Source organism: Streptococcus oralis, assembly GCF_002386345.1.
GTDB classification, from domain to species: Bacteria; Bacillota; Bacilli; order Lactobacillales; family Streptococcaceae; genus Streptococcus; species Streptococcus oralis_S.
This window is the reverse complement of the sequence record NZ_CP023507.1, coordinates 994,472-1,018,028: the sequence shown is the minus strand read 5'-3', so window position 1 is coordinate 1,018,028 and position 23,557 is coordinate 994,472. Positions and strand designations below refer to the sequence as shown.

The window sequence follows — 23,557 nt, the reverse complement described above, 5'->3', positions numbered from 1 at the left end:
AAGTGAATGAATCAAGCACAAGGTTTGTTAGTTGATGATGAAGGCAGATGTGTTCATTATCATGGCGAAAAGGACATCGTTTCTCTTCAGTGCTATGAGTGTAAAAAATATTATGCTTGTTATCGGTGCCACAATGCTATAGAAACGCATGTGTTTTCGCCCTATCCCTTGGCGCTTTCTGAGGATCGACCGATTTTATGTGGGGCTTGTAAGAGGACAATGACTTTCCAAGAATACCAAAAACAGATGGCTTGTCCGTACTGCAGTGCTCCATTTAATCCAGGTTGCAAACTACATCATTCATTTTATTTTAAATAGACAAAAATAGATCCATGCTTTAAGCTTGGGTCTTTCATTATGTTTCAGAAAAATTAGAAAAAATACGGAATTTCTCACCTTAAAAAGAGAACTTTTCCATATAATAGTACTAAAAATAGTAAAATTAGAAATTAATTATCTTAAACGCTTTCAATGTTAGTAAAAAGTTGACAAAAACAAATTTTAGGACTAAACTAAGGAAGTAAATTTAAATAAAAAGGAGAATTCATCATGAATTTAACATTTTTCGGTCTATGTCTTGCCTGTATGGGTGTATCCCTTGCAGAAGGATTTTTGATGAACGGTTTGTTCAAGTCTGCAGCACGCCAACCAGACATCATCCCACAATTGCGTAGTTTGATGATCATGGGGATTGCCTTTATCGAAGGAACATTCTTTGTAACCTTGGCGATGTCATTTGTCATTAAATAGACAACTCTATTTAGAAATGGAGGTGTCAAACCATGGAAGAAAGTTTGAATCCAACCGTTAATATTGGACCAATATCCTTTGATTTGACCCTGCTTGCCATGTCTCTTGTAACTGTTTTGATGGTTTTTGCCTTTGTCTACTGGGCAAGTCGTAAAATGACCATCCGTCCAAAGGGCAAACAAAATGCTCTTGAGATGATTTACGACTTTGTGATTGGTTTTACCAAACCAAACATTGGAGAATCATACATCAAGGATTATTCCTTATTTCTGTTTTCTCTATTTCTGTTTATCTTGGTTGCCAATAATATCGGCTTAATGGCAAAAGTACAAACAACAAACGGTTATAACTTGTGGACTTCCCCAACAGCCAACCTTGGATACGATTTATCCCTATCATTCTTGATCACTTTGATCGCCCATGTAGAAGGAGTTCGTCGTAGAGGCGTTAAAGAATATTTGAGAGCATTTGTTACACCTGGCTTTATGACTCCGATGAACATTTTAGAAGAGTTCACCAATTTTGCTTCCTTGGCGATTCGGATCTACGGAAATATTTTTGCCGGTGAGGTCTTAGCTGGATTGCTATTAGCCTTGTCACAAAATGCTTTGTATTGGTATCCTTTTGCCTTTATCGCAAACATGTTATGGACAGCCTTTTCGATTTTCATTTCATGTATTCAAGCCTATGTCTTTACCATGTTGTCATCGATGTACATTGGTAAGAAGATAAATGCTGGGGAAGAGTAAGTAGAGGAGGATTAGAAGATGGATTTAACTATTAGTACCATTATTGGTGACTTTATTCTTATCGCTGGTTCCTTCCTTTTATTAATTTTTTTAGTGAAAAAATATGCCTGGGGAAATCTTACCAATATTTTAGATGAACGTGCTGAAAAAATTTCTTCAGATATTGACGGAGCAGAAGCTGCCCGTAAGAAGGCCGAAGAACTCGCTAGCAAACGTGAAGCTGAGTTGGCAGGTAGCCGTTCGGAAGCTAAGACAATTATCGAGAATGCAAAGGAAACAGCTGAGAAAAGTAGAGCTGACATCTTGGCTGAGGCGAAACTGGAAGCAGGACGCTTGAAAGAAAAAGCTAACCAAGAAATTGCTCAAAATAAAGCGGAAGCTTTACAAAGCGTTAAGGGTGAGGTAGCAGATTTGACGATTAGTCTCGCTGGTAAAATCATCTCACAAAACCTTGACGGACAAGCCCATAAAGAACTCATTGATCAGTACATCGATCAGCTAGGAGAAGCTTAATGGACAAAAAGACAGTAAAGGTAATTGAAAAATACAGCATGCCTTTTGTCCAATTGGTGATTGAAAAGGGAGAAGAAGACCGTATCTTTTCTGACTTAGCTCAAATCAAGCAAGTCGCAGAAGAAACAGACTTGCCTTCTTTTTTAGGTCAAGTGGCAGTAGGTGAGTCGGATAAGGAAAAAACCGTTCGTTTCTTCCAAGACTCAGTGTCACCATTAATGCAAAACTTTTTTCAGGTGCTGCTATACAATCACAGAGCAAATTTATTTTATGAAGTAATTGTAGATTGTTTGAGTCGACTTGAAAAAGAAACGAATCGATTTGAAGTAACGATTGCCTCCGCTCATCCATTAACAGATGACCAGAAGGCGCGATTGCTTCCTTTGATTGAGAAAAAAATGTCTCTGAAAGTTCGGACTATCAAAGAACAAATCGATGAAAGTCTCATTGGTGGTTTTGTCATTTTTGCCAATCACAAGACAATTGATGTGAGTATTAAACAGCAACTTCGTGTTGTTAAAGAAAATTTGAAATAGAAAGTGGTGTTCTTTTGGCAATTAACGCACAAGAAATCAGCGCTTTAATTAAGCAACAAATTGAAAATTTCAAACCCATTTTTGATGTGACTGAAACTGGTGTTGTAACCTATATCGGGGACGGTATTGCGCGTGCCCACGGCCTTGAAAATGCCATGAGTGGAGAGCTCTTGATTTTTGAAAACGGCTCTTATGGTATGGCGCAAAACTTGGAATCAACAGACGTTGGGATCATCATTCTCGGTGACTTCACGGATATCCGTGAAGGAGACACTATCCGTCGCACGGGTAAAATCATGGAAGTTCCTGTCGGTGATAACTTGATTGGACGTGTTGTGGATCCACTTGGTCGTCCCGTTGATGGTCTCGGAGAAATCCATACTGACAAGACTCGTCCAGTAGAAGCACCAGCTCCTGGTGTTATGGAGCGTAAGTCTGTATCAGAACCATTGCAAACAGGTTTGAAAGCTATTGACGCCCTTGTACCGATTGGTCGTGGTCAGCGTGAGCTGATCATTGGTGACCGTCAGACAGGGAAAACAACCATTGCAATCGATACCATCTTGAACCAAAAAGGGCAAGATATGATATGTATCTATGTAGCGATTGGACAAAAAGAATCAACAGTTCGTACGCAAGTAGAAACACTTCGTCAGTACGGTGCCTTGGACTACACAATCGTTGTGACAGCCTCTGCTTCACAACCATCTCCATTGCTCTTCCTAGCTCCTTATGCCGGAGTTGCTATGGCGGAAGAATTTATGTACCAAGGCAAGCATGTTTTGATCGTTTACGATGATCTTTCAAAACAAGCGGTCGCTTATCGTGAGCTTTCCCTCTTGCTTCGTCGTCCACCAGGTCGTGAAGCCTTCCCAGGGGATGTTTTCTACCTTCACAGCCGTTTGCTTGAGCGCTCAGCTAAAGTTTCTGATGAGCTTGGTGGTGGATCTATTACAGCTCTACCATTTATCGAGACACAAGCGGGAGATATCTCTGCCTATATCGCAACCAACGTGATTTCTATCACTGATGGACAAATCTTCCTTGGTGATGGTCTCTTCAATGCGGGTATTCGTCCAGCCATTGATGCGGGTTCATCTGTATCCCGTGTAGGTGGTTCGGCACAGATTAAAGCCATGAAGAAAGTTGCTGGTACACTTCGTATCGACCTTGCTTCATACCGTGAGTTGGAAGCCTTCACTAAGTTTGGTTCTGACTTGGATGCAGCAACACAGGCTAAGTTAAACCGTGGACGTCGTACTGTGGAAGTATTGAAACAACCTGTCCATAAACCACTACCTGTTGAGAAACAAGTAACCATTCTCTATGCTTTGACACATGGTTTTTTGGATACGATTCCTGTAGATGACATTGTTCGTTTTGAGGAAGAGTTCCATACTTTCTTTGATGCTCATTATCCAGAGATTTTGGAAACCATTCGTGAAACAAAAGACTTGCCAGAAGAAGCGGTCTTGGATGCTGCGATTACAGAGTTTCTCAATCAATCCAGCTTCCAATAAGAATAGAGGTGTCAGATGGCAGTATCTCTAAATGATATTAAAACAAAAATCGCCTCAACCAAAAATACGAGTCAAATCACTAATGCCATGCAAATGGTATCGGCTGCCAAGTTAGGTCGCTCTGAAGAAGCAGCGCGCAACTTTCAAGTTTACGCTCAGAAGGTCCGTAAGCTTTTGACGGATATTCTGCATGGTAACGGATCTGGTGGTTCAACCAATCCGATGCTCATCAGTCGCCCAGTTAAGAAAACAGGCTATATCGTTATCACTTCAGACCGTGGCTTGGTTGGAGGTTATAATGCTTCCATCCTTAAAGCCGTTATGGAGTTGAAAGAAGAATACCATCCAGATGGTAAAGATTTTGAGATAATCTGTATTGGTGGTATGGGAGCTGATTTCTTTAAGGCTCGTGGTATTCAGCCAATCTATGAACTACGTGGCTTGGCGGATCAACCTAGTTTTGATGAAGTTCGTAAAATTATTTCAAAAACGATTGAGATGTACCAAAACGAACTTTTTGATGAATTGTACGTCTGCTATAACCATCATGTCAATACTCTCACAAGTCAAATGCGTGTGGAACAAATGCTTCCGATTGTTGACTTGGATCCAAATGAAGCGGATGAAGAGTATAGCTTAACCTTTGAGTTGGAAACGAGCCGTGATGAGATTCTAGAGCAGTTGTTGCCACAGTATGCTGAAAGTATGATTTACGGGGCTATTATCGATGCCAAGACAGCTGAAAATGCTGCAGGTATGACAGCCATGCAAACGGCGACCGATAATGCCAAAAAGGTCATCAATGATTTGACAATCCAGTATAACCGTGCTAGACAGGCGGCGATTACACAAGAAATTACAGAAATCGTAGCGGGGGCTAGTGCCTTAGAATAAGGCTTTGCCTCCCTCGTATTAAAATGAACTTATACTCAATGAAAATCAAAGAGCAAACTAGGAAGCTAGCCGCAGGCTGTACTTGAGTACGGCAAGGCGACGCTGACGTGGTTTGAATTTGATTTTCGAAGAGTATTAGGACCTAGTTGAACTAGGAACCGACAGTATCTTATATAGAATAGGAGAAGGAGATGAGTTCAGGTAAAATTGCTCAGGTTATCGGCCCCGTTGTAGACGTCTTGTTTGCAGCAGGGGAAACACTTCCTGAGATTAATAATGCACTTGTCGTCTACAAAAATGACGAAAGAAAAACAAAAATCGTCCTTGAAGTAGCCTTGGAGTTGGGTGATGGTATGGTCCGTACGATCGCCATGGAATCAACAGATGGTTTGACTCGTGGAATGGAAGTTTTGGACACAGGCCGTCCAATCTCCGTGCCAGTAGGTAAAGAAACTTTGGGACGTGTCTTCAACGTTTTGGGAGATACCATTGACTTGGATGCTCCTTTCGCTGAAGACGCTGAGCGTCAGCCAATTCATAAGAAAGCTCCAACTTTTGATGAATTGTCTACCTCATCTGAAATCTTGGAAACAGGGATCAAGGTTATCGACCTCCTTGCCCCTTACCTTAAAGGTGGGAAAGTTGGACTCTTCGGTGGTGCCGGAGTTGGTAAAACAGTTTTGATCCAAGAATTGATTCACAACATTGCCCAAGAACACGGTGGTATTTCAGTATTTACCGGTGTTGGGGAACGTACTCGTGAGGGGAACGACCTTTACTGGGAAATGAAAGAATCAGGCGTTATCGAGAAAACAGCCATGGTATTTGGTCAGATGAATGAACCACCTGGAGCACGTATGCGTGTTGCCCTTACTGGTTTGACAATTGCCGAATACTTCCGTGATGTAGAAGGCCAAGATGTGCTTCTCTTTATCGACAATATCTTCCGTTTCACTCAAGCTGGTTCAGAAGTATCTGCCCTTTTGGGTCGTATGCCTTCAGCCGTTGGTTACCAGCCAACACTTGCTACTGAAATGGGTCAATTGCAAGAGCGTATCACGTCAACTAAGAAGGGTTCTGTAACCTCTATCCAAGCCATCTATGTGCCTGCGGATGACTATACTGACCCGGCGCCAGCAACAGCCTTCGCTCACTTGGATTCAACAACAAACTTGGAACGTAAGTTGGTACAGTTGGGTATCTACCCAGCCGTTGATCCGTTGGCTTCAAGCTCTCGTGCCTTGGCACCTGAGATTGTTGGTGAGGAGCACTATGCAGTTGCTGCGGAAGTCAAACGTGTCCTTCAACGTTACCATGAATTGCAAGATATCATTGCTATCCTTGGTATGGATGAACTTTCTGATGAAGAAAAAACCTTGGTTGCACGTGCCCGTCGTATCCAGTTCTTCTTGTCTCAAAACTTTAACGTTGCAGAACAATTTACTGGTCAACCTGGTTCTTATGTACCAGTAGCAGAAACAGTTCGTGGCTTTAAGGAAATTCTTGAAGGAAAACATGACCAGCTACCAGAAGATGCCTTCCGTGGTGTCGGTTCAATCGAAGACGTCATTGCTAAGGCAGAAAAAATGGGATTTTAAGAGGTGATCTATGGCTCATTTAACTGTCCAGATCGTGACACCAGATGGCCTCGTCTATGATCACCATGCCAGCTTTGTATCGGTACGAACTCTGGATGGTGAGATGGGGATCTTGCCACGACATGAAAATATGATTGCGGTTTTAGCGGTTGATGAAGTGAAGGTGAAACGTATCGATGATGATACTCATGTGAACTGGATTGCAGTGAACGGAGGAATTATCGAGATTGCTAATGATATCATTACTATTGTAGCAGACTCAGCAGAGCGTGCTCGTGATATTGATATCAGTCGGGCAGAACGTGCGAAACTTCGAGCTGAACGAGAAATCGAAGAAGCTCATGACAAGCATTTGATTGACCAAGAACGTCGTGCAAAAATCGCATTGCAACGTGCTATCAACCGTATCAATGTCGGAAATAGACTATAAAAAAATGAACTTGAAACTCAAGTTCATTTTTTTTAATGTGGGAAGTTGATGCAGACTCCTTCAGGGACATGGAAGTCGTTAGAAAGCTCTGCAAGACGACCACTTTTAGGATTGCGCTTAAAGACGGTTGCGTTATCAGAATCTTGATGAACAGCAATGAGAAACTCTTGATCAGGACTCAGGTCGAAATCACGTGGATTTTTACCATGGCTTGGTACAATCTCTAATAATTCCAAGCTACCATCAGCGAGGATTGTATAGACTGCAATGGAATCATGACCTCGGTTGGATGCATAGAGGTATTTGCCATCTTTTGAAAGACGAATGGCAGCAGTAGCATTAAAGCCTTCGTATCCATCTGGTAAGGTTGAAATAACTTGCATGCGTTCAAATTCACCAACCCCATCATAAATCAAGACCTCTATCGTACTATTAAGTTCGCAGATGAGATAGGCAATCTTATAGTGATGGTGGAAAACGATGTGGCGAGCACCTGCTCCAGCTTGGCTATGATAAGTATAGAGTTTACTTAGTTTTCCTTCTGGACTGACATCGTAGGTCGTTACTTCATCCGTACCTAGATCACATGTGACGAGATACTGGTCAGGTGTTAGATCTGTAAAGTGGACATGAGGAGAAGTTTGATTTTCATGAGGACCTTGTCCACTATGCTGAACTAGATCCGTTTGGATAAGGCTACCATCCGTTTGACGTTTATAAACCAGAACTTGACCCCTATGATAGTTGGCCCCATAAACGAGACCACGCTTTTCATCCACTGCCACATAACAATGGGGAGCGCCTTCTTCAACCACATGATTTAGCAAAGCGCCATCTGTCTTGTAAGCAGCGATTCCGCCTAAGCCATCCTGACTCCCTACGGTGTATAAGTGTTGCTGTTGGTCAAAGGCAAGGTAGGTTGGACTTGGTTCAGCAGCAAAGAGTTCAAGATTTTCAAGCTGGCCTGTTTCTGTATCAAAATCTGCCTTGTAAATCCCTTTAGATAAGCGACGAGTGTAAGTTCCAAAATAAACAGTTTCTTTCATGTCCATACCTCTTAATAATGATAAGTTCATTATACCACAAAATGGCAGTCATGAAGCACTAGATTCATTCATGTAAGCACTTTAAAAAAGAGTTATTTTAGTCTAAAAATGGTATAATGAGAGAATGACAGAAAGGATGTATTTATGGAACATAAAGAGAAACATTTTAGCCTATCCTGGTTCTTCAAGTGGTTTTTAGATAACAAAGCTATCACCGTATTTTTAGTAACCTTGTTACTGGGGCTGAACATTTTCATTCTAAGTAAGATTAGTTTTATTTTTTTACCCGTTTTAGACTTTTTAGGGGTTGTCATGTTGCCAGTTATTTTATCTGGTTTACTTTATTACCTCCTTAATCCGATTGTGGACTGGATGGAGAAGCACAAGATCAATCGTGTTCTTGCCATTAGTATTGTTTTTGTCATTATCGGACTCTTTATCATTTGGGGATTGGCAGTCGCAATTCCTAATCTGCAACGTCAAGTCTTAAATTTTGCGAAGAATGTGCCGACATACCTGGAAGATGCTGATAAGGTGATCAATGACCTTGTAACCAAACGCTTGCCAGATGATTTTAGACCACAGTTGGAGCAGGTTCTTTCCAATGTTTCTAGTGAGGCGACCATGTGGGCCAGCAAAATCTCTTCTCAAGCTGTTAACTGGGTTAGCGCCTTTATCAGTAGCGTTTCCCAGGTCATTGTTGCGGTTATTATCGTACCCTTCATGCTCTTTTATCTTTTGAGAGATGGGAAAGGCTTGCGAGATTACCTGACTAAATTCATCCCAAACAAGTTAAAAGAACCTGTCGGACAAGTTTTGTCAGATGTTAATAAACAGTTGTCAAACTATGTTAGAGGGCAGGTTACAGTTGCTATTATCGTGGCAATTATGTTTATTATCTTCTTTAAGATTATTGGTCTCAGATATGCTGTGACTCTTGGTATTACGGCTGGTATCCTCAATCTAGCACCTTACTTGGGTAGTTTTCTAGCGATGTTGCCTGCTCTGGTTTTGGGCTTAATAGCGGGGCCTGTCATGCTTTTGAAAGTGATTATTGTCTTTATTGTTGAACAAACGATTGAAGGTCGCTTCGTTTCTCCACTTATTTTAGGTAGTCAGCTAAACATCCATCCCATCAATGTCCTCTTTGTTCTCCTAACTTCAGGATCCATGTTTGGTATTTGGGGAGTCTTGCTGGGAATTCCTGTCTATGCTTCTGCCAAGGTCGTTATCTCAGCTATCTTTAACTGGTATAAAAAAGTCAGCGGTCTGTATGAAGAAGAAGGGGAGGAAATCAAGAGTGAACAATAGTCAACGCATGCTCCAGGCTTTGGATGAACAGGATTTAACCAAAGCGAATCAGTTTTTTCACAAAGCCCTCGAAACAGATTCAAGTGAGGTTCTCTATGAACTAGCAAGCTATCTAGAGGGAATTGGCTTTTATCCTCAAGCGAAAGAAATTTACCAACATATCGTTTCAGAATTTCCAGAAGTGAATCTGAACTTAGCCAGCATTGCTAGCGAGGATGGCAATGTTGAGGAAGCCTTTGCTTACCTTGAGGAAATCACACCCGAAAGTGACTGGTACGTGTCGGCTTTGGCCTTGAAGGCTGACCTCTATCAGTTGGAAGGATTGACAGATGTAGCGCGTGAAAAGTTACTGGAAGCCTTAAATTACTCAGATGATGCCTTATTAGTTTTCGGTTTGGCTGAGTTGGATAGCGAGCTAGGGAATTATCAGGAAGCGATTCAGGGCTATGCTCAATTAGACAATCGCTCTATCTATGAGCAAACGGGTGTCTCAACCTATCAGCGAATTGGCTACGCTTATGCCCAGTTAGGTAAGTTTGAAGCTGCAACTGAATTCTTAGAAAAAGCTTTAGAATTAGAATACGATGACCAAACTGCCTTTGAACTGGCTAGTCTTTACTTTGACCAAGAAGAGTATCAAAAATCTGTTCTTTACTTTAAGCAGATTGATACCATTTCACCTGATTTTGAAGGATATGAATATGGTTATAGTCAAGCTTTGCATAAGGAACATCAGGTGGAAGATGCACTTCGTATCGCTAAACAAGGTTTGGAGAAAAATCCATTTGAAACTCGGCTCTTGCTTGCTGCTTCACAGTTTTCGTATGAATTGCATGATCCTAGTAGTGCAGAGCAGTTTCTCCTTACTGCCAAAGGAGATGCAGAGGATACAGAAGAAATTTTCCTTCGCCTTGCAACCATTTATATGGAACAAGAACGGTTTGAGGACATCATCGCTCTCCAAAGTCAAGAACCTGAAAATCTCTTGACCAAGTGGATGATTGCCCGTTCTTACCAGGAAATCGAGGATTTAGATAAGGCCTATGAACTCTATCAACAACTATCGTCTGATCTCAAGGAGAATCCTGAATTTCTGGAGCAGTATACTTATCTTTTACGTGAATTGGGGTATTTTGAAGAAGCCAAAGTGCAAGCTGAAGCTTATTTAAAACTCGTTCCAGATGATGTTCAAATGCAAGAACTCTTAGAAACACTTTAAAAGTTATCTCTCTAAAAGAACGTATCCGTCAATTTGGCAGATACGTTTTTTTGAAAAATAGAATTTTTTTACAAAAACCCTTGCTAAATTGTTTATTTATGCTATAATAGGAACAATAATTTTTAGGAGGTGCAGTATGTCTTATATGTTTGAGATATTACCAAGTTTATTGAACGGTGCAAGTATGACTCTTCAAGTCTTTGCTCTGGTCTTGATATTTTCAATTCCTTTAGGTATTGTCGTTGCCTTTGCTTTGCAAGTTCGCTGGAAACCCCTCCATTATCTGATTGACCTTTATATTTGGGTGATGCGAGGGACTCCCTTGCTCTTGCAATTAATCTTTATTTACTATGTTCTCCCTAGAATTGGGATACGTTTAGATCGTTTGCCTGCTGCTGTAATCGCTTTTGTATTGAACTATGCAGCCTACTTTGCTGAAATTTTTCGTGGAGGGATTGAAACCATTCCAAAGGGGCAGTATGAGGCTGCTAAGGTCTTGAAGTTTAGTCCATTTGACACAGTGCGCTATATTATTTTGCCTCAGGTTACAAAGATTGTCTTACCGAGCGTCTTTAATGAAATTATGAGTTTGGTCAAGGATACTTCATTGGTTTATGCCCTTGGGATTTCAGATTTGATTTTGGCTAGTCGGACAGCAGCCAATCGGGATGCCAGTCTTGTTCCTATGTTTTTAGCCGGAGCGATTTATTTGATTATGATTGGTCTTGTAACTATTGTTGCGAAAAAACTTGAGAAGAAGTACAGTTATTACAGATAGGAGGATTGCTATGTTAGAATTACGAAACATCAACAAGGCCTTTGGTGGCAAACAAATCTTAACCAACTTCAGCCTATCAATTCCTGAAAAGCAAATCCTTGCAATCGTAGGTCCATCTGGAGGAGGAAAGACTACCTTGTTACGTATGCTAGCTGGACTGGAAACCATCGATTCTGGAGAAATCTACTATAACGGCGAATCGCTAGCTATAGACGAACTAGAAAAGCGCAATCTTCTGGGATTTGTTTTCCAAGATTTTCAACTCTTTCCGCATTTGTCAGTTCTAGATAACTTAACTCTGTCGCCTATAAAAACCATGAGCATGGAGAAGGAAGTTGCTGAGAAGAAGGCGCGTGGTTTGTTAGAACAACTTGGGTTAGCAGGGCATGCAGATGCCTTTCCATTCTCACTTTCAGGTGGGCAAAAACAACGGGTGGCCTTAGCGCGTGCTATGATGATAAACCCAGAAATTATTGGATATGATGAGCCTACATCAGCCTTAGACCCAGAATTGCGATTAGAAGTGGAAAAACTTATCCTTCAAAATAAAGAGCGTGGGATGACTCAGATTGTTGTGACCCACGATCTTCAGTTTGCGGAAAACATTGCTGATCAGATCCTTAAGGTCGATCCAAAGTAGGACTAGGAGGTGCCTATGAAGAGAAAGAAAATTGCCCTTGTACTTGCTCTGTTCTTTAGCTTCTTCCTGACAGCTTGTACTCAGAAGGCAAGTGATCCAAGTCAGGATAATTGGGCCAAATATCAAAAACAGGGTAGCATTACCATTGGCTTTGACAATACCTTTGTTCCCATGGGATTTGAGGAAAAGAATGGCCAGTATGCAGGTTTTGATATTGACCTAGCCCAAGCTGTCTCTGAAAAACTAGGAATTCAGATTAAATTTCAACCCATCGACTGGGATATGAAAGAAACCGAACTACAAAATGGTACCATTGATGCCATCTGGAATGGCTATACAGCAACAAATGAACGGAAAGAGAAGGTTGCTTTTACCATTCCTTACATGGAAAATCAACAAGTTTTGGTCTCTAAAAAGTCTCAAAAAATCCACTCAGTTCAGGATATGACTGACAAAGTTTTAGGGGCCCAGGCTGGATCTTCTGGTTATTTGAATTTTGAAGGACAACCAGAACTACTCAAGAATCGAGTGAAAGACCAGAAGGCTAATCAATACCAAAGTTTCAATGAAGCCTTAATTGATTTGAAAAATGATCGGATTGATGCCTTGTTGATTGACCGGGTATATGCCAATTATTATCTCCAGTCTGAAGGAATATTAAATGACTACAATGTCTTTTCAGCTGGATTTGAAAGTGAAGCTTTTGCAGTGGGTGTTAGACCTGCTGATAAAACTTTGCTAGATGCATTGAACCAAGCCTTTATCTCGCTATACCAAGAAGGAAAATTCCAGGAAATCAGCCAGAAATGGTTTGGGGAAGATGTAGCCACCAGTCAAGTTAAAAATCAAGAATAAGAAAAAGAGATTGAGTTTTTCCTCAGTCTCTTTTTGCATCGAAAAATCCTCTGGCAAGTACCAGAGGATAAGGGGTTATTTCATTGTTGGGAAGAGCAATACATCACGGATAGTAGTTGTATCAGTGAGGAGCATGCAGAGACGGTCGATACCGATTCCCAAACCACCTGTTGGAGGCATACCGTATTCAAGAGCCTCAATGTAGTCGTAGTCGATGCCTGTTGCTTCATCATCACCAAGCTCTTTAGCTTTAGCTTGAGCTTCAAAACGGCTAAGCTGATCAATTGGGTCGTTCAACTCAGTAAAGGCGTTACCGTATTCCTTGGTCATAATGAAGAGCTCAAAGCGGTCAGTAAAGCGGTCGTCTTCAGGGTTCTTCTTAGCAAGTGGAGACACAGCTACTGGATGACCATAGACAAAGGTTGGTTGAATCAAGGTTTCTTCAACGAACTCTTCAAAGAAGGCGTTGATAATGTGACCAACTTCAGTGTAGTGTTTCTCAACTGGAACTTTCTTCTCAGCAGCGATAGCTTTAGCTTCCTCGAAAGTCATGTCTTGCCAGAAGTCTACACCAGTAATTTCCTTGATAGCATCTACCATGTGAACGCGTTTGAATGGTTCGTTGATTTTGATTTCAGTTCCTTGGTAGTTAACTGGACCATCACCCTTAACTGCCTTAGCAGCGTGTTGGATAATACCTTCCGTCAAGTCCATGATATCTTGGAAGTCTGCATAAGCTTGGTAAACCTCGATAGAAGTAAACTCAGGGTTATGAGTAGCGTCCATTCCTTCGTTACGGAAGATACGGCCAATTTCATAGACTCGTTCCATACCACCAACGATAAGACGTTTTAAGTGAAGCTCAGTCGCGATACGAAGGACCATATCAATGTTTTGGGCATTGTGGTGAGTGATAAATGGACGGGCAGCAGCACCACCGGCTTCATTATGAAGAACAGGTGTTTCCACTTCAAGGAAACCTTTTTGGTCTAGATAACGACGGATTTCAGAGATGATTTTTGAACGAGTGACAAAGCGTTCAAAGCTTTCACGATTAGAAATCAAGTCAAGGTAACGTTTACGATAAATTGTTTCAACGTCTGTCAAACCGTGGAATTTCTCAGGAAGCGGGCGAAGTGCTTTAGACAAGTGTGTGATGTGTGTGGCCTTGATAGAGAGCTCTCCCATATCAGTACGCATGACTTCACCTTCGACACCAAGGAAGTCACCAAGGTCTGCTTTTTTGAAGATTTCGTAGTTTTCTTCGCCAACTTCGTCTTTACGAACGTAGATCTGGATTTGACCTTCTCGGTCTTGAAGATGGGCAAAGCCAACTTTTCCTTTTCCACGTTTAGTTACTAAGCGTCCAGCGATAGTAGCAGTTTCATTTAATTCATGTAGTTGTTCTTTATCGAGTTCTGCAAATTTATCTTTTAGTTCTTGTGAGTTAGCAGTACGTTCAAAACGTTTTCCGAAGGGATCGATTCCTTGTTCACGGAGCGCAGCCATTTTTTCACGGCGAACGATCTGCTGGTCATTTAGTTCTTCCATATGTTCTGTAGACATGGGTTCCTCCTAATTTTACTCAAAATTTGATACGATGAGTCATTTTTTGCGATACTCCCATTTTATCATAAATAGCAGAGAAATTCACGGATATTCTTTGAAAACTAAAAAGAACTTGACTATTAAGATCAAGTTCCATTATTTTCTTTGATAGGAAGTGTCATTCCATCTTTCCAGAGTGAAGGTTTCAAAATTCTCGGTCTCTAAAACTGTCAGACTAGCATTGGCCAAGCCTCCATCTTTGCGAAGGTGAGCCTCTTTATAGCCTAAGAGAGTGCGTAGGCTAGCAGTGAGATTTGCCCCATGCCCGACAATCAAAATTCTTTCAGCCGGACTTTCTTTCAGAGATTTGATAAACTGAATGGTTCGCTGAGTCGTAGAGTAGAGAGATTCGGCTTCAAACATCCTCGTATCAAACTGGGCCAGATTAGAGCGAAAGGCCTTGATTTGTTGTGGGTAGATGGCATTGAGCGTAGCGATTTTTAATCCCTCTAGTTTTCCAAGTTGCCATTCACGTAGGTTAGGAATGCTCTTTAAAGGACAAGGGGCTAGGAGTTGACTTTGGATAATCTCAGCAGATTTGACTGCTCTGGGTAAATCACTAGAATAAATCGTATCAAAAGGAATTTCCTTGAGATGTTGACCCAGTTGTTTTAAAACGTCAATGGAATCTGGAAGAAGGGGAGAGTCGCCGCTAGCACCTTGAAAACGTCCTTCAAGATTCCAGACAGTCCGACCATGACGGACAAAATAGAGTTTCATCAGTTGTTTTCCTCCAAGAGATCAGCAAAATTTGCTTTTACAAAGCTGGCTAAGTCTTGAGGTCGAATGATGATACTATGCCCGACTTCTCCAGCAGAGACAATCATTTGGTCTAAATCCAAAGCAGTCTGATCAATAAAAATAGGATAATTGTGTTTTTGGCGAATGCCGACGGGGTTATTAGCCCCATGAATATAGCCTGTCGTTTTTTCCAGATCTTTTTGAGGAATCATGCTCACTTTTTTATTACCAGAAACCTTTGCTAGTTTTTTCTCAGCGAGGTGTTCTGTTATGGGAACGATTCCGATGATTGGCCCCGTCTTATCACCCAGCAGAGCCAAGGTTTTAAAGATATGTGTTCGATCATATTCCGAAGGAAGTTCACCCTCAAGCGCGTTGATATGAATACCAGTATGGTTAATACCCGCCTTGGTCAAGATTTGTTCGACCAAGGTTTTCTTAATCTTAACTTTCTTTGCCATTATTTATACTTATCCTCCAATTGACTCATCCAGATACCAAGCCAAATACCAAGTGCAAAGAAGAAGGCGATGAGAACATAACTCACGATAGAAAGTCCAGTGTATTGGATACTTTCAGCACTTCCAGCATTTGGAATCAAAATCAAGAGGGTGCTTGATAGCACAATCCCAATGATAAAGTGATACACACGCGAGTGGTAGTTGTTCAAGGCATGGTCCATTAATTTTGAAAAAATGATGAGGGTTGCACCTGCACCTATTCCGATAGGAAGGAAAGTACCGAATAAATCAAAGGTCTTAAAACCAGAGAGCATTGGAGCGTACAATCCTAAAATCAAGAGTAGATTTGACGGACTTAAACCAGGCACCAAGACACCAAGCGCTAAAAGAGCACCCGCTAAGATGAAATTAGCGAAACTAGCACTGAGAGAACCAACAACAAAGTTTAGCGCGTAGAGCCCTAGGCCTGAAAGGATAAAGGTAGTCCAGAACCAGACTAGGTCGATCTTGTCACGATCAGATTCTCGAGTAGATTCTTTAAGGAGGCTAGGAACTGTACCGATGATGGCTCCCGCAAAACTCCATAAAACATAGACCTGGTAATTTTCTAGCAGATACTCGATTGGATAAGAAAACAAACCAATGCCTAGCAACATCCCGATTGCTACTGGGATAAAGTATAGGACATTCGCTTTAAAATCCTTAAAAGGATGAGCCAGAAAGCTAATCATTCGCTCGTAGATCCCCAAAATAGCTGCCAAAACACCGCCTGAAATTCCTGGTAAGATAAATCCTAAGGCGATGACGATTCCTTTAATAACTCTTGCAATCCATGAAAACATCATAAAATCCTCAATTTCATAAAATTCTTTCTCTATTCTATCAATTATAACACAGACGAGGAGAAAATGAAAAAACAAGTGAAAAAGAGAGCGATTTTCACTTGTCTTATGGTCTTAAAAATAGTTTTCTGAAGGTTTCTTCTTTTTCCTTCAAGGTAGAAATAAGATTAATATCTAAATGATGTTCAAATCCAGCAATTCTTCCTTTTGAAGTGTATTGATGGAGGTCGTAGTCTAAACTGGTATTGGGTGTTGTTTCAAAGTAACCAGAGTCTGTCCCGTAGGAAGGAATCCAAATAGCAGTAAACTTATCTGTATTGATACTGTGTTCTTGCATGAAGTAAACTCCAATATAGATGCCGATGTTTTTAGCACCTAAAGATTCCAGTTTAGCACGAAAGGCTTCAACCCCTTCATTCATATCAGACATTGTTTTTTCTTCCACGTCCAACCAATAGTAACTAGGGTTGTAAGGAGAAGCAGCATTATAGAAAACTTCAGCGGCTTTTTCCATTTCTTCCTTGCTGGGGCTAGCTAGATAGGCATAGACTCCAACTGGGACATTCCGCTTTTGAAATTCTGTAATATGACTTTTATAGGCTTTATCAATACCATTGGCATAAGCGGCATCATTTTTTTCAGTATGTTGAGCCCCATTGTGGACGCGAACAATAACACCTGAAATATTTTGAGACAAGGTATCGTAGTTGATTTCCTCAGGTCTTTGCCAACCAGAGACATCAATAATAGGTTTGTCAAGATTATGCAAGGCCTGATTTTCAACCTGGACAGCATTTGGTTTTGACTTGACGGGATGGTCTTCATAAGTTGGTCTATTGAGGATCAAAATAGCTATAAATATAGTAAATAAAGTAAAAATAATAGCTGGATGAATCTTTTTTCTCATATTTAAATAGTTTAACGTAAATAGATAAAAAAATCAAAGAAAACATCGGAAAAAGTGAATATATGGGCGTCTTTTCCCTATTTCTCTGTTTGTTTACTCCTAAGAAACTAAATTATGGTATAATATAAGGGAATTTCTAGAGAAAAGAGAAGATTATGTCAAATTATGCCATTATTCTAGCAGCGGGTAAAGGTACTCGCATGAAATCAGATCTTCCAAAGGTACTTCATAAAGTAGCTGGAATTTCGATGTTGGAACATGTTTTTCGTAGTGTTGGTGCGATTCAACCTGAAAAAACAGTTACTGTAGTTGGTCACAAGGCAGAGCTAGTTGAGCAAGTATTAGCCGGTCAGACAGACTTTGTTACCCAATCAGAACAACTAGGAACTGGGCATGCTGTCATGATGGCAGAGCCTATTCTCCAAAATCGTACAGGCCACACATTGGTTATCGCTGGAGATACTCCTCTGATTACAGGTGAAAGCTTGAAAAACCTCTTGGATTTCCATATTAATCACAAAAATGTTGCGACGATTTTAACAGCTGAAGCAGCTGATCCTTTTGGATATGGTCGTATCGTCCGTAACGATAATGCTGAAGTTCTTCGTATTGTTGAGCAGAAAGATGCCACAGACTTTGAAAAGCAAATTAAGGAAATCAATACAGGAACTTATGTATTTGACAATGAGCGTCTTTTTGAAGCCCTTAAAAACATCAACACCAACAATGCCCAAGGTGAGTACTATATTACTGACGTGATTGGTATTTTCCGTAATGCGGGTGAAAAGGTTGGGGCCTATACTCTCAAGGATTTTGATGAAAGTCTTGGCGTAAATGACCGTGTAGCTCTTGCGACTGCGGAAGCAGTGATGCGTCGCCGTATCAATCAAAAGCACATGGTTAATGGTGTTAGTTTTGTTAATCCGGAAGCAACTTACATCGATATTGATGTTGAGATTGCTCCCGAAGTCAAAATCGAAGCCAACGTTACCTTGAAAGGTCAAACGAAGATTGGTGCGGAGACTATTTTAACAAATGGAACTTATATCGTAGATAGTACCGTTGGAGCTGGAGCCGTGATTACCAACTCTATGATTGAGGAAAGTAGTGTTGAGGACGGTGTAACAGTTGGTCCCTATGCTCATATCCGTCCAGGTTCAAGTCTGGCTGCTCAAGTTCACATTGGAAATTTTGTTGAAGTAAAAGGATCTTCAATCGGTGAAAATACCAAGGCTGGTCATTTGACTTATATTGGAAACTGTGAAGTGGGTAGCAACGTTAATTTTGGTGCAGGAACTATTACAGTTAACTACGATGGCAAAAATAAATATAAAACTGTCATTGGCAATAATGTCTTTGTTGGCTCAAACTCAACTATTATTGCTCCTGTAGAACTTGGGGATAATTCTCTGGTTGGAGCGGGTTCAACCATTACCAAGAATGTTCCTGCTGATGCCATTGCTATCGGCCGTGGACGTCAGGTCAACAAAGATGAATATGCGACTCGCCTACCTCATCATCCCAAGAACCAGTAGGAGTTTGTCATGGAATTTGAAGAAAAAACGATTAGTCGGAAGGAAATCTATCAAGGTCCTATCTTTAAATTGGTGCAAGATCAGGTAGAACTGCCAGAAGGCAAAGGTACTGCCCAACGTGATTTGATTTTTCACAATGGAGCTGTTTGTGTACTAGCTGTGACAGCTGAAGACAAAATCGTTCTCGTTAAGCAATACCGAAAAGCTATCGAGGCGGTTTCTTATGAGATTCCTGCTGGTAAACTAGAACTTGGTGAAAATGCTGATCCAATGGCAGCGGCCCTTCGTGAATTGGAAGAAGAGGTTGCCTACACAGCTAAGTTAGAACTGTTGTACGATTTCTATTCTGCGATTGGATTTTGTAATGAAAAACTAAAACTCTACCTTGCTAGTGATTTGGTCAAGGTGGAAAATCCTCGTCCACAAGATGATGATGAAACTTTGGAAGTTCTAGAAGTGAGTCTAGAGGAGGCTAAGAACCTAATCCAGTCAGGTCATATCTGTGATGCCAAGACCATTATGGCGATCCAGTACTGGGAACTACAAAAGAAATAGAGGAGCAACCCATGGGAAAACCTTTATTAACAGACGAAATGATTGAACGTGCCAACCGAGGTGAGAAAATCTCAGGACCACCTCTTCAAGATGATGAGGAAACAAAGATCCTACCAACGTCTTCACAACATTTTAGTTATTCACGCTCTAGAGACCACGGTTTTAGTCAAGATACACTTACAATCGAAGTAGAACCAACAATTCATAAGAGTCGCCGCATTGAGAACACTAAGAGAAATGTTTTTAATTCGAAACTCAATCGCATCTTGTTTGCAGTCATCCTACTTTTGATTTTGTTAATTTTAGCGATGAAACTCTTGTAATTGAAAGGACTTGAAATGAAAATTGGAATCATTGCTGCCATGCCAGAAGAACTCGTATATTTGACTCAGAATTTGGACAAACCTAAAGAAGTCCAAGTCCTTGGAAATACTTACTACACTGGCTCTGTTGGCAATACAGAAGTCGTTCTAGTTCAGAGTGGGATTGGAAAAGTCATGTCGGCTATGAGTGTAGCAGTGTTAGCTAACCACTTCCAAGTAGAAGCTATCATCAATACAGGATCAGCAGGTGCTCTTGCAGATGGGATTGCTGTTGGTGATGTCGTGATTGCAGATAGACTAGCTTACCATGATGTGGATGTGACTGCTTTTGGCTATGCTTATGGCCAAATGGCGCAACAACCGCTTTATTTTGAATCAGACAAAACCTTTGTAGCCAAAATCCAAGAGAGTCTATCTCAGTTAGAACAGACCTGGCACCTAGGCTTGATTGCTACAGGAGATAGCTTTATAGCTGGAGATGATAAGATTGCTAGTATCAAATCCCACTTCCCTGATGTTTTAGCAGTTGAAATGGAAGGGGCTGCCATTGCACAAGCAGCTCAGGCTCTTGGCCTACCTTTCCTAGTCATTCGTGCAATGAGTGACAATGCCAATCACGAAGCCTCTATCTCTTTTGATGAGTTTATTATCGAAGCTGGACGTCGTTCTGCCCAAGTCTTACTAGCCTTTCTAAAAGCTTTAGATTAAGCGGAAATTTGACAGTTTATCTAGCTTATGATAAGATTTAAATAAAGAAAAGCTAGAAAACGTTTCAGAGGATATTATGAGTATTGAAATGACCGTCAGTGAGATTGCAGAGGTCTTAGGACTATCTCGTCAAGCAATCAACAATCGTGTCAAAGAACTTCCAGAAGAGGACACGAAAAAAAATGACAAAGGTGTAACTGTAGTTACTCGAAGTGGCTTGATTAAGCTAGAAGAAATCTATAAAAAAACGATTTTTGAAGATGAACCAGTCAGTGATGATGTCAAACAACGTGAACTGATGGAAATCTTGGTCGATGAGAAAAATGCTGAAATTCTTCGTTTGTACGAGCAGCTCAAGGCAAAAGACCGCCAGTTATCAGAAAAAGATGAACAGATGCGTATCAAAGACCGACAGATTGCTGAAAAGGACAAACAGTTGGACCAACAGCAACAGTTAACTCTTCAAGCGATGAAGGATCAAGAAACCTTGAAACTCGAGTTGGACCAAGCAAAAGAAGAAGTCCAAGCAACCAAAAAAGGCTTTTTTACTCGCCTTTTTGGAGGAAAATAAAGAAGCTGTTTGGGTTACTCACTAACCTAATGGCTTCTTTTATTATTTATAGTTTATTTTGGGTAGTAATTGAGGTAAATAATGGAAAAATTAAGAGATTATATCGCCTTTGATTTGGAATTCAATCAACACGAGGGGGTTACCCATTTAATTCAAGTATCGGCAGTCCGCTTTCAAGATGGACAAGAAAGTGCTGCTTTTGATTCTTATGTTCATACTACAGCACCATTGAAGAGTTTTATCAATGGTTTGACTGGAATCACAGCTGAAACCTTGAAAGATGCGCCAAAAGTAGAACAAGTTTTAAAGGACTTTCAAGAATTCGTTGGCGACATACCTATCGTTGGTTACAATGCAGCTAAGAGTGATTTGCCTATTCTCTTGGAGCATGGTATTGATTATCGTGACCAGTATAAGGTTGATCTATATGAGGAGGCTTTTGAACGCCGTAGTTCTGACCTACACGGCATAGCCAATCTTAAATTACAAACTGTAGCGAATTTTTTAGGCTTTCACGGGAAGTCTCATAACAGTTTAGAAGACGCCCGCATGACGGCGCGTGTTTACGAGGCTTTTTTGGAATCAGATGAAGGAAAGCTATTAATAGAAGACCAGAGTAGTTTTTCTATGAATAATCCTTTCGGTGGCTTAGATTTATCCCAATTTTTAGACTAGGAGTGCTTATGAAACCTGAAAAACCTAAAAAGCTAGGTTTTAGGAAGATATACTATAACCTAGATAAGATTTTATTTCTATTTTTCTTGATATTTATGATGGTTGAGTTTGTCTGGCTACCATTAAATTCATGGATTGCTGGCATCCTTCTGAGACAAACTGGTTATTTGTTTATCTCCTACAATAACTTTTGGGCGATTATACAAGGCTCGCCTTTTATCAGTTTAGCCTTTCTCATCTTAATTGCAATCAATCTCCTGGTCGCCTATTTCCAGATTTGTCTTTTGTTTATCGGGGCGCGGCACCTTCTCTACCATGAAAAGAGAACCTTGATTGAGTATAGTAGAAAAGTCTTTCACCAGAGCTTTCTATTTGTCAAACGATTGAGCTTTTGTAAGATGGCTTTTGTCTTTTTTTACATTGCTATGCTTTTCCCGTTCATCCGTAAGATTTTAAAAATCTATTACCTCAACAAAATTATTATCCCTGATTTTATCGTTACATACCTAGAAGATAAGAACTGGCTGGTAGGGCTGTTGATCATAGCATCCGCTTGGATCTTTCTCTACATTTCTGTTCGCTTCATGTTTGCCCTTCCTAAGATTCTCTTTGAAAGAAAGACAGTAAGAGAAAGTGTGAAATATAGTCTCCAAAAGACGAAGAAAAACGTCCTTTTCTTCTCTTGGCATCTCCTACTCATTATCATTAAAACCTATCTCTTCTTCTTTGTCTTGTTAATCCCCTTGCTCTTTGCTCAGGCAGTAATGGATAATTTTACTCAAAAAGAATCCTTGATTCTTGGTGTGATTAATTTTGTCTTGATTAAAAACCTCCATTACATGACTCTGACTTATTTCCTAGTGAAGTTTGTTTCCTTCCTGACAGGAGAAGAGTTGGAGATCATGCCAAGGCGAAAGAAAGACCATTTGATGAGGTGGGGAGTCATGGGGTGTGCAAGTATCTTCTTTGCTTTAGAAGGTTACATCTATTTGGAGTCTCCGGATACCAATACACCTTTAGTGATTTCGCACAGAGGAGTAAGTAATAAAAATGGTGTTCAAAATACTGTGCAGTCTTTGGAAAAGACAGCTCAACTAAAACCAGATCTCATTGAAATGGATGTTCAGGAAACGAAAGACGGTCAGTTCGTGATGATGCACGATGCTAACCTTAAATCGCTTGCAAGAATTAATGCTACACCGCAAGACTTAACTCTGGATGAATTAACAAATACAGATATTTACGAGAATGGTTATCAAACAAAGATTTCAAGTTTTGATGATTATTTAGAACGTGCAAATACATTAAACCAAAAATTGCTGATTGAGATTAAAACCAGTAAAAAAGATAGCCCACAAATGATGGACCATTTTCTCGAAAAGTATGGAGCTACTATCAAGAAATATGGTCACCAGATGCAGTCACTAGACTATCATGTGATTGATAAGGTCTTGGCTTATGATTCTGAAATTCCAGTGTACTTCATTCTGCCATATAATAGTGTGTTTCCGAGAACCAAGGCGACTGGTTATACCATGGAATATTCAACTTTGGATGAATACTTTGTCAATAAACTCTGGACAACTGATCAGAGACTCTATGTTTGGACAGTAAATGGTTCGGAGGCATTTGATAAAGCCGTTCGCCTCGGCGCAGATGGCATGATTACTGATGATCTTGAAATGGTCCAGTCACAAGTCACAATGGCTCAAGACGATCCGGAATATACGGAATTACTCTTAAAGAAAGCAATGGAATTCTTTGATTTCTAAGAAAAAAAGAGAAACATCTG

The 23,557-nt window shown here is 40.6% G+C and carries 27 protein-coding genes; 21 read left to right on the top strand and 6 right to left on the bottom strand.

Annotation, left to right across the window (positions count from 1 at the left end):
• Window positions 1-6 precede the first annotated feature (6 nt).
• The 9 genes from CO686_RS05120 (at window position 7) to CO686_RS05080 (ending at window position 6,990) form a co-directional block, all read left to right on the top strand.
• Complete coding sequence (locus CO686_RS05120; RefSeq protein WP_080979095.1) at window positions 7-318, top strand: CHY zinc finger protein; 312 nt, start codon at window positions 7-9, stop codon at window positions 316-318.
• A gap of 231 nt (window positions 319-549) precedes the next feature.
• Window positions 550-750 (top strand): F0F1 ATP synthase subunit C, encoded by a 201-nt coding sequence (locus tag CO686_RS05115; RefSeq protein WP_001054551.1) that lies wholly within the window; start codon window positions 550-552, stop codon window positions 748-750.
• A gap of 32 nt (window positions 751-782) precedes the next feature.
• A complete protein-coding gene (gene atpB, locus CO686_RS05110; protein ID WP_000392937.1) occupies window positions 783-1,499 on the top strand; it encodes a F0F1 ATP synthase subunit A in 717 nt (238 codons plus the stop codon).
• Between the two features lie 18 nt (window positions 1,500-1,517).
• A complete protein-coding gene (gene atpF / locus CO686_RS05105) occupies window positions 1,518-2,012 on the top strand; it encodes a F0F1 ATP synthase subunit B (protein ID WP_000366311.1) in 495 nt (164 codons plus the stop codon).
• Complete coding sequence (locus tag CO686_RS05100) at window positions 2,012-2,548, top strand: F0F1 ATP synthase subunit delta (protein WP_000359021.1); 537 nt, start codon at window positions 2,012-2,014, stop codon at window positions 2,546-2,548. Before atpF ends, CO686_RS05100 begins: the two co-directional genes overlap by 1 nt.
• Window positions 2,549-2,562: 14 nt before the next feature.
• Window positions 2,563-4,068, top strand: a complete 1,506-nt coding sequence (atpA, locus tag CO686_RS05095; RefSeq protein ID WP_049500256.1) for a F0F1 ATP synthase subunit alpha — start codon at window positions 2,563-2,565, stop codon at window positions 4,066-4,068.
• Between the two features lie 15 nt (window positions 4,069-4,083).
• Window positions 4,084-4,962, top strand: a complete 879-nt coding sequence (locus tag CO686_RS05090; RefSeq protein ID WP_000301228.1) for a F0F1 ATP synthase subunit gamma — start codon at window positions 4,084-4,086, stop codon at window positions 4,960-4,962.
• 191 nt (window positions 4,963-5,153) lie between these two features.
• Window positions 5,154-6,560: a F0F1 ATP synthase subunit beta gene (atpD, locus tag CO686_RS05085; protein WP_000094372.1), complete on the top strand. Its 1,407-nt coding sequence runs from the start codon at window positions 5,154-5,156 to the stop codon at window positions 6,558-6,560.
• 10 nt (window positions 6,561-6,570) lie between these two features.
• Window positions 6,571-6,990, top strand: coding sequence for a F0F1 ATP synthase subunit epsilon (locus tag CO686_RS05080; protein WP_000940836.1), 420 nt, complete (start codon window positions 6,571-6,573; stop codon window positions 6,988-6,990).
• A gap of 32 nt (window positions 6,991-7,022) precedes the next feature.
• Here the strand turns inward: CO686_RS05080 and CO686_RS05075 are convergent, their stop codons facing one another.
• Window positions 7,023-8,036 carry a lactonase family protein gene (locus tag CO686_RS05075; RefSeq protein ID WP_049501501.1) on the bottom strand — a complete coding sequence of 338 codons (1,014 nt, stop codon included), beginning with the start codon at window positions 8,034-8,036 and terminating at the stop codon, window positions 7,023-7,025.
• A gap of 144 nt (window positions 8,037-8,180) precedes the next feature.
• Between CO686_RS05075 and CO686_RS05070 the strand changes: the two genes are divergently transcribed.
• The 5 genes from CO686_RS05070 to CO686_RS05050 all read left to right on the top strand — a co-directional run bounded on the left by CO686_RS05070 (window position 8,181) and on the right by CO686_RS05050 (window position 12,839).
• Window positions 8,181-9,347 carry an AI-2E family transporter gene (locus tag CO686_RS05070; protein ID WP_049550408.1) on the top strand — a complete coding sequence of 389 codons (1,167 nt, stop codon included), beginning with the start codon at window positions 8,181-8,183 and terminating at the stop codon, window positions 9,345-9,347.
• On the top strand, window positions 9,337-10,566 hold the full coding sequence (locus CO686_RS05065) for a tetratricopeptide repeat protein (RefSeq protein WP_049550407.1): 1,230 nt from the start codon (window positions 9,337-9,339) through the stop codon (window positions 10,564-10,566). The genes CO686_RS05070 and CO686_RS05065 overlap by 11 nt, the downstream gene beginning before the upstream one ends.
• Before the next feature lie 136 nt (window positions 10,567-10,702).
• On the top strand, window positions 10,703-11,344 hold the full coding sequence (locus CO686_RS05060; RefSeq protein WP_049550406.1) for an amino acid ABC transporter permease: 642 nt from the start codon (window positions 10,703-10,705) through the stop codon (window positions 11,342-11,344).
• A gap of 10 nt (window positions 11,345-11,354) precedes the next feature.
• Window positions 11,355-11,984, top strand: a complete 630-nt coding sequence (locus CO686_RS05055; protein ID WP_000891744.1) for an amino acid ABC transporter ATP-binding protein — start codon at window positions 11,355-11,357, stop codon at window positions 11,982-11,984.
• 15 nt (window positions 11,985-11,999) lie between these two features.
• On the top strand, window positions 12,000-12,839 hold the full coding sequence (locus CO686_RS05050; protein WP_049550404.1) for an amino acid ABC transporter substrate-binding protein: 840 nt from the start codon (window positions 12,000-12,002) through the stop codon (window positions 12,837-12,839).
• A 75-nt stretch (window positions 12,840-12,914) separates the two neighbouring features.
• On the opposite strand, the gene lysS is transcribed toward CO686_RS05050, so the two are convergent.
• The 5 genes from lysS to CO686_RS05025 all read right to left on the bottom strand — a co-directional run bounded on the left by lysS (window position 12,915) and on the right by CO686_RS05025 (window position 17,398).
• Window positions 12,915-14,405 carry a lysine--tRNA ligase gene (gene lysS / locus CO686_RS05045; protein ID WP_049501497.1) on the bottom strand — a complete coding sequence of 497 codons (1,491 nt, stop codon included), beginning with the start codon at window positions 14,403-14,405 and terminating at the stop codon, window positions 12,915-12,917.
• Between the two features lie 138 nt (window positions 14,406-14,543).
• A complete protein-coding gene (locus CO686_RS05040) occupies window positions 14,544-15,167 on the bottom strand; it encodes a histidine phosphatase family protein (RefSeq protein WP_049501496.1) in 624 nt (207 codons plus the stop codon).
• On the bottom strand, window positions 15,167-15,649 hold the full coding sequence (locus CO686_RS05035; RefSeq protein ID WP_049501495.1) for an aminoacyl-tRNA deacylase: 483 nt from the start codon (window positions 15,647-15,649) through the stop codon (window positions 15,167-15,169). The genes CO686_RS05040 and CO686_RS05035 overlap by 1 nt, the downstream gene beginning before the upstream one ends.
• Window positions 15,649-16,491: a DUF368 domain-containing protein gene (locus tag CO686_RS05030; protein WP_049501503.1), complete on the bottom strand. Its 843-nt coding sequence runs from the start codon at window positions 16,489-16,491 to the stop codon at window positions 15,649-15,651. The genes CO686_RS05035 and CO686_RS05030 overlap by 1 nt, the downstream gene beginning before the upstream one ends.
• Before the next feature lie 106 nt (window positions 16,492-16,597).
• Window positions 16,598-17,398 carry a glycoside hydrolase family 25 protein gene (locus tag CO686_RS05025; protein ID WP_001227574.1) on the bottom strand — a complete coding sequence of 267 codons (801 nt, stop codon included), beginning with the start codon at window positions 17,396-17,398 and terminating at the stop codon, window positions 16,598-16,600.
• A gap of 155 nt (window positions 17,399-17,553) precedes the next feature.
• Here CO686_RS05025 and glmU point away from each other — a divergent pair, with 155 nt between their 5' ends.
• The 7 genes from glmU (at window position 17,554) to CO686_RS04990 (ending at window position 23,537) form a co-directional block, all read left to right on the top strand.
• Window positions 17,554-18,933 (top strand): bifunctional UDP-N-acetylglucosamine diphosphorylase/glucosamine-1-phosphate N-acetyltransferase GlmU, encoded by a 1,380-nt coding sequence (gene glmU, locus CO686_RS05020; protein WP_049501494.1) that lies wholly within the window; start codon window positions 17,554-17,556, stop codon window positions 18,931-18,933.
• A gap of 9 nt (window positions 18,934-18,942) precedes the next feature.
• Window positions 18,943-19,488, top strand: a complete 546-nt coding sequence (locus CO686_RS05015; protein WP_000393795.1) for an NUDIX hydrolase — start codon at window positions 18,943-18,945, stop codon at window positions 19,486-19,488.
• A gap of 11 nt (window positions 19,489-19,499) precedes the next feature.
• Window positions 19,500-19,811, top strand: a complete 312-nt coding sequence (gene macP, locus CO686_RS05010) for a cell wall synthase accessory phosphoprotein MacP (protein ID WP_049501493.1) — start codon at window positions 19,500-19,502, stop codon at window positions 19,809-19,811.
• Between the two features lie 15 nt (window positions 19,812-19,826).
• Complete coding sequence (locus tag CO686_RS05005; RefSeq protein ID WP_049501502.1) at window positions 19,827-20,519, top strand: 5'-methylthioadenosine/adenosylhomocysteine nucleosidase; 693 nt, start codon at window positions 19,827-19,829, stop codon at window positions 20,517-20,519.
• Between the two features lie 76 nt (window positions 20,520-20,595).
• Window positions 20,596-21,090, top strand: a complete 495-nt coding sequence (rocS, locus tag CO686_RS05000) for a chromosome segregation protein RocS (RefSeq protein ID WP_000021253.1) — start codon at window positions 20,596-20,598, stop codon at window positions 21,088-21,090.
• 81 nt (window positions 21,091-21,171) lie between these two features.
• Window positions 21,172-21,765, top strand: a complete 594-nt coding sequence (locus tag CO686_RS04995; RefSeq protein WP_049550403.1) for a 3'-5' exonuclease — start codon at window positions 21,172-21,174, stop codon at window positions 21,763-21,765.
• Window positions 21,766-21,773: 8 nt separating this feature from the next.
• Window positions 21,774-23,537: a glycerophosphoryl diester phosphodiesterase membrane domain-containing protein gene (locus CO686_RS04990; RefSeq protein WP_049550402.1), complete on the top strand. Its 1,764-nt coding sequence runs from the start codon at window positions 21,774-21,776 to the stop codon at window positions 23,535-23,537.
• Window positions 23,538-23,557 lie beyond the last annotated feature (20 nt).